Source organism: Haliscomenobacter sp., from assembly GCF_040403615.1.
In the GTDB taxonomy this organism is placed as follows: Bacteria; Bacteroidota; Bacteroidia; order Chitinophagales; family Saprospiraceae; genus Haliscomenobacter.
Genome location: NZ_JBBAKG010000144.1, coordinates 7161 through 12430, shown reverse-complemented (window position 1 = coordinate 12430; position 5270 = coordinate 7161). Strand labels below are relative to the sequence as shown.

At 46.9% G+C, this 5270-nt stretch carries 7 protein-coding genes; all 7 read right to left on the bottom strand.

The window, feature by feature from the left end; translation table 11 throughout:
• Nucleotides 1-38: 38 nt before the first annotated feature.
• From ABW391_RS26490 to ABW391_RS26460, 7 genes are read right to left on the bottom strand one after another with little or no spacing between them, the layout of a single operon-like run.
• Nucleotides 39-473, bottom strand: a complete 435-nt coding sequence (locus ABW391_RS26490; protein WP_353484923.1) for a hypothetical protein — start codon at nucleotides 471-473, stop codon at nucleotides 39-41.
• A gap of 1 nt (nucleotide 474) precedes the next feature.
• Nucleotides 475-849 carry a hypothetical protein gene (locus ABW391_RS26485; protein WP_353484922.1) on the bottom strand — a complete coding sequence of 125 codons (375 nt, stop codon included), beginning with the start codon at nucleotides 847-849 and terminating at the stop codon, nucleotides 475-477.
• The gene (locus tag ABW391_RS26480; protein ID WP_353484921.1) at nucleotides 849-1016 is read right to left on the bottom strand and encodes a hypothetical protein; all 168 of its coding nucleotides are present in this window, start codon (nucleotides 1014-1016) and stop codon (nucleotides 849-851) included. Before ABW391_RS26480 ends, ABW391_RS26485 begins: the two co-directional genes overlap by 1 nt.
• Before the next feature lie 28 nt (nucleotides 1017-1044).
• A complete protein-coding gene (locus ABW391_RS26475; RefSeq protein ID WP_353484920.1) occupies nucleotides 1045-1662 on the bottom strand; it encodes a hypothetical protein in 618 nt (205 codons plus the stop codon).
• 55 nt (nucleotides 1663-1717) lie between these two features.
• Complete coding sequence (locus tag ABW391_RS26470) at nucleotides 1718-4015, bottom strand: AAA family ATPase (RefSeq protein WP_353484919.1); 2298 nt, start codon at nucleotides 4013-4015, stop codon at nucleotides 1718-1720.
• Between the two features lie 46 nt (nucleotides 4016-4061).
• Nucleotides 4062-4844: a DnaJ domain-containing protein gene (locus tag ABW391_RS26465; protein WP_353484918.1), complete on the bottom strand. Its 783-nt coding sequence runs from the start codon at nucleotides 4842-4844 to the stop codon at nucleotides 4062-4064.
• Nucleotides 4845-4892: 48 nt separating this feature from the next.
• Nucleotides 4893-5099 carry a hypothetical protein gene (locus tag ABW391_RS26460; RefSeq protein WP_353484917.1) on the bottom strand — a complete coding sequence of 69 codons (207 nt, stop codon included), beginning with the start codon at nucleotides 5097-5099 and terminating at the stop codon, nucleotides 4893-4895.
• Nucleotides 5100-5270: the final 171 nt, after the last annotated feature.

Below are 5270 nucleotides of genomic sequence, written 5' to 3'. Positions count from 1 at the left end.
GGCATGATGACTAATTGTTTCATACCTGGTATTTAGCTTTACATGTGCTCTAGTAACCAGAGATAGATTGGAGTGGTAAACTTCAGGCTCACAGTGCCGTTGCAGCCCAGTTCACCGTAGAACTTGTGAACAGATAGTTCTCCGGTGCCGTTGAAATTGTGTTGGTATTCAGCTAGATCTGGCACCAGTTGATTCAGTGCAATACCGTCAAATTCAATGTCGCTCACAGAAATTCTAGCATCACTAATAATGTTGTTGTTGGCATCCACCTGGGTATGTTCACTCAGTTTGTTTTTTAGCACCAAGCGTAATTCGTGCTCACCATCATTGTCTGAAATATCTGCACTGAATTTGTGACTTTCTTGAACATGTGCCTGATCAAACAGTTTCTGATTGTCTATCCAAATTTCCAATCCCAAGGGCACAGCAGCCGTGGTAGGAGCAATGTTGCAACAAAAGTTAATAGTATCCATGCTAGTAGGTGGCCTGTACAGTTTCAATAATGCCGTCAGTGAAATTTATGACCACAGCTCGCAGCCATGTGAAATTTCCTGTGACAGTTTGATAGTAGGTATCAGTTATTGTGGTAGAATCAGCAGTGGATCCATCGCCATACACAGCCACATCAAACCAGCGTGAATCTGCAGGATCAGGATCCAGAGTGGCTTGTACAGTTACTTCACCTTGAACGCCGCGATACACCCAACGCAGAGTTTGTACGCCGCCACGTCCGCGATAATAATTGGCTGCTTTTTGTGGCGTGCCAATAAAATCTTCAGAGCTGCCATCGTAGTTGCCTGATGGCACACCGTATTCGGTATAGGACAGCAGAGCAACTGTGGTAGTCATTATGCAGGTATAATTTCTACAATGGTACTGTCGCCGGCCAAAGCCTCTACAACTGAAGCAATTTCAGCAAGATTTTCTGGGGTCAGCGGTAGTGCAGAGGATTGGTCCGTGTTGGGTACCAATTTGCTCACAGTGATCACAAGGGTTTGTTCAATTAACTTTGCCATAATAATATTTATCTCTCTTTAAGTGCTATTATTTAGCCTGGATGGGAAGTGTTTTGTTGATTATTCCTGGACACACCAGACTCAACATCAACAGGAGATCCGGGTCGTCATGATCCACAAAATGATGGTCACGAGTGGCCAATCTGCCGGGACGTTCAAGTTTTTCACAAAAGCCCCTGGGAATTCTAAACAGGTCTTGGCGTCCAAGCAGGAACTTTTTTATTCGGGCACTGGTGTCCGGATCCCACCATCGGCTCTTCAAAAACGTGCGATACTGATGCACCGGGTTCTGTAGCATCACAGTGTTTTTTGGGTACGCTATCACTGCTTCACCAACCAACCATCGATAAATATATTCAACTTGACTCATGTGCTCTAGTGTGGTCAGTTGGTTGGTGTACAAGAACACATGATCATACTGAATCATTATTTTGCATGACTTGGGCAGGGCTCTCAGTAGATCGCACATGTTGTGCAGATCACCACGCTGCTGGGCATCGGCCTGAGACGGAGCATTTGTGCCAGGGCTATATGTGCCAGAGCTATAGCCGGCGCGATAGCGGCCATAGTAATTTTCCAGTCTGCGGTCAAGATCCTCATGATCAAAACTGCGCATGCACCAGGCGTATCTCAGATAAAACTGCATGCGATACTGATACTGATCAAAGAACAGTCGATCGCGAGGTTCCTGCCGGATATCTTTAATCTTGCTCACTGACTGGATCCAGTAATCTAACAATGTTGTCTGCTGTCACCGCAGGAATCACATCAAACTGCACCACATCATCTGTGACATTCACGGTGATATCGCAGTCACTGAGACGATCAAACAAGATCCGCTTGCTCAAGGGCACACGAATCAGTTCATCAATCTTGCGACTCAGAGGCCTTGCACCCATCTTGCTGTCATAGCCCTTGATGGCCAGTAATTCAATCACCGGCTCTGAGAAGAACAACCGAATGTGTTTGGATGCCACTGATGTCTTGAGTTCATCCAGGAACTTGACCACAATCTTCTTGATGGCCAAGGTATCCAGTTTGACAAACTTGCAGATCTTGTCAATACGATTGCGCAGTTCGGGTCGGAAGAACTCTTTCAATGCACGATCTTCTTCGCCGGATTTTTCCAACTCACTGGAGAATCCAATGTTGTTGTTTTCATTGTCTCTGGCACCTAAGTTTGAAGTCATGATAATGATGGTATTTTTACAGTCTACCCGTTTGCCATTGGCACCTGTGAGATGTCCTTCGTCCAGCATCTGCAACAAGATATTGGTAACGTCAGCATGTGCCTTTTCAATTTCGTCAAACAAGATCACAGCAAATGGATGTTTGCTGAGATCACTGATCAGTTTGCCACCACCCACATTACCATCTTCAAAGCCCACATAGCCCGGAGGTGCACCAATCAAGCTGCTGACCGAATGCTTTTCCTGAAACTCACTCATGTCGTATCTCAACAGGTGCATGTCTAGATTTTCACTCAGTAACTTGGCCAATTCAGTTTTGCCTGTGCCGGTTGGGCCCAGGAACAAAAAGCTGGCCATGGGCTTGTGTGTGCTGCCAATGCCCGAAAAGTTGATGTACACTCGCTCCAGCACACTATCAACTGCACCTTCTTGACCATAGAGCTTTTGTTTGATATTGCTTTCAAGTTCCACAATCTTGGTTGAACGCTCGTTCTGCAATCTATCAGTGGGCACACCTGTGACTCGTGCCACCTGCTGTTCAATCATGCTCTTGTTCACTGTGACCATGCCTGCATCCTTCACACGCTCTCTGGCACAGGCAGCATCCAACAGGTCAATTGATTTGTCTGGATTCTTTTTGTCATGAATGTATCGTCCAGCCAGTTCAACTGCTGCGGTCATGGCCTCTGTGTCAATCATCACATTGTGGAATGCTTCCAGTCTGGGGCTGAGTCCAATCAGAATCTTTTCTGTGGTTTCAGTATCTGGTTCATCTATGGTGAGTCTGTAGAATCTGCGCATGAGTGCGCGATCCTTTTCAAAGCTTTCGTAGTATTCTTCCCAGGTGGTTGATGCAATTACCTTTAGATTGCCCTTGGTAATTGCTGGTTTCAACATGTTGGCAAAGTCTAGGCTGCCCGAACTGCCGGCGCCCGCACCCTTCATGGTATGTGCTTCGTCCACAAACAAGATACATTTCTTCTTGGATTCTAGTGCAGCAATCACAGCCTTGAACTTTTCTTCAAAGTCTCCGCGATACTTGCTTCCTGCTACCAAAGCTCCAATTTCCAGACTCCAGACTTCGTAGTCCTTCAAGAACGCAGGCACACGTCCTGCCACAATCTCCTGTGCAAGCCCTTCAATGATGGCCGTTTTGCCCACACCAGGATCGCCCACCATGAGCACGTTGGCCTTGAAGCGGCGTGCCAGCACAACAATCATTTCTTCCAGTTCTGTGGTGCGACCAATTAGCGGTTCTAGAGTATCTGACTTGGCCAGGGCTGACAAACTGGTGCAGTATTCTTCCAGGATCTCAGTGGCCTGCTGATCATTGAGACCAGCCACAGGATCCATTTTGTAGTTCTTTCTCCAGAAGTCCACAAACTCGGCTTTTTGCACGCCAAACTTCAGCAAGAAGTAGTGTGCATGGCTGTTGGTTTCGCCCATGATGGCCAGATACAGGTCAATGGTCACAATTTGTCTGCGTCCACTAAACAACACCTGTGTTATTGCACGATTGAATACTCGTTCCAGTCCGGATGTTTTTCTAGGAGTAAAATCTGGAATGTCACTGATTATGCCCACCAGGCTGTCCAGGTAGCCGCAGAGTTCGTTTTCCAACATGGCCACATCGCAACCGTACTTGGTCAGGGTGTTTCTAAAAGGCACATGCCTGATCAGGCTCAGCAACAGATGTTCTGTCATCACGTATTCGTGTTTCCAGGTCTGCGCAATTTTTATAGAGCCATCAATGATGGCTTCAATTTCGGGGTTGTCTTGCATAGCGTTTTGTCCGTGTGGTGTGCTCATAGTTTAGTATACAATAAATTATAGATTAGATCAACCTATTAGATACTTATTCGGCAGATTCTTGTTGAATAGCAGCCATTAATTCTGGGGAAATTTTACCTGGGATTCTAGCAGCCACCCGAATCAACATGTCTCCGGGCTGTCCGGAACGATCTGGCAATCCGCGACCTTTTGCTCGCAGCAGGCTACCAGGTTGTGTGCCAGGCGGCACAGTGATTTCAATCTTGTTGCCCCGTATGTCCAGCATGGTAATGGTGCCACCTGCAATCAGTTTCCAGACCACAGTGGTGGCTTCAGTCACAACACTACTGCCATTTCGCTGCCAGTTTCGATCCGGATGTACACGAAAGGTCACCACCAGATCCAGTCCATCTGGACCAATGCCACTGAACTGCACATTGTCGCCATCTTCGATGCCTGTGGGTATGTTGATCTCAACATTGTGTGTGCCGGTCTGTGTGCCAATGCTGACCACTCTGGGTCCGGGTGTGGCCACATCCTGGATGCGTATCCACAGTGTCATCCTGGAATGAGAACTGCGTTGCGGTTGCTGGAACCGGGCTCCGAACATGTTAAATATTTCATTGAAATCAAACTGCCCACCAGGGCCCTGTCCAGGATGCCCGCCAAACTGTGGACGCGGGTTGTCGTAGTCAGCTCGCTTTTGTGCATCGCCCAGCACAGCATAAGCCGACTGGATCTCTTGAAATTTCTTTGTGTCACCGCCCTTGTCCGGGTGATAGGTACTGGCCAATTTTCTAAAAGCCTGTTTGATTTGGTCTGCGGTAGCGGTTCGGGCTACACCTAGAGCAGCATAATGATCGGTCATGAAAAAGTCCTGTACAGTAATTATACAGGACTTGAGGAGTGAAGTCGATTACTTCTTGCCCGGAACCACAGTGCCTTCAAGTTTCTTGTGCTGCTTGACTTGTTTGCAGTTTTGTTTGGGCTTGCCTGTTTTGGGATCAACAACTGCTTTACCAGCCTTGTCTTTGATATCAACACAGACCTTTCGGGTCTCTGTGTCTGCGGCTGTGGCAGTGAGTGCAAATAATGCTGTGGCTAAAACGATTGCGTATTTCATATGTTATCTCCAGAAAAATAAAATTGTTTTCAGTTGGTCAATCGACTTTTGCAAATACTTGGTTTGAATCGTTTTGGCAAACTCGGGTTGTGGAAAGTTCCAGCCAACAAATGCTCCTAGTGCTATCCAAAATAATGTTTCTAACATGTTATCTCCTTATCTTTCTGGGAA

Bases quoted from the DNA above. Each gene is read 5' to 3' on its own strand.
- ABW391_RS26465 (WP_353484918.1), bottom strand. From the start codon at position 4,844: ATGACCGATCATTATGCTGCTCTAGGTGTAGCCCGAACCGCTACCGCA.
- ABW391_RS26485 (WP_353484922.1), bottom strand. From the start codon at position 849: ATGACTACCACAGTTGCTCTGCTGTCCTATACCGAATACGGTGTGCCA.
- ABW391_RS26475 (WP_353484920.1), bottom strand. From the start codon at position 1,662: ATGCAGTTTTATCTGAGATACGCCTGGTGCATGCGCAGTTTTGATCAT.
- ABW391_RS26480 (WP_353484921.1), bottom strand. From the start codon at position 1,016: ATGGCAAAGTTAATTGAACAAACCCTTGTGATCACTGTGAGCAAATTG.
- ABW391_RS26490 (WP_353484923.1), bottom strand. From the start codon at position 473: ATGGATACTATTAACTTTTGTTGCAACATTGCTCCTACCACGGCTGCT.
- ABW391_RS26470 (WP_353484919.1), bottom strand. From the start codon at position 4,015: ATGAGCACACCACACGGACAAAACGCTATGCAAGACAACCCCGAAATT.
- ABW391_RS26460 (WP_353484917.1), bottom strand. From the start codon at position 5,099: ATGAAATACGCAATCGTTTTAGCCACAGCATTATTTGCACTCACTGCC.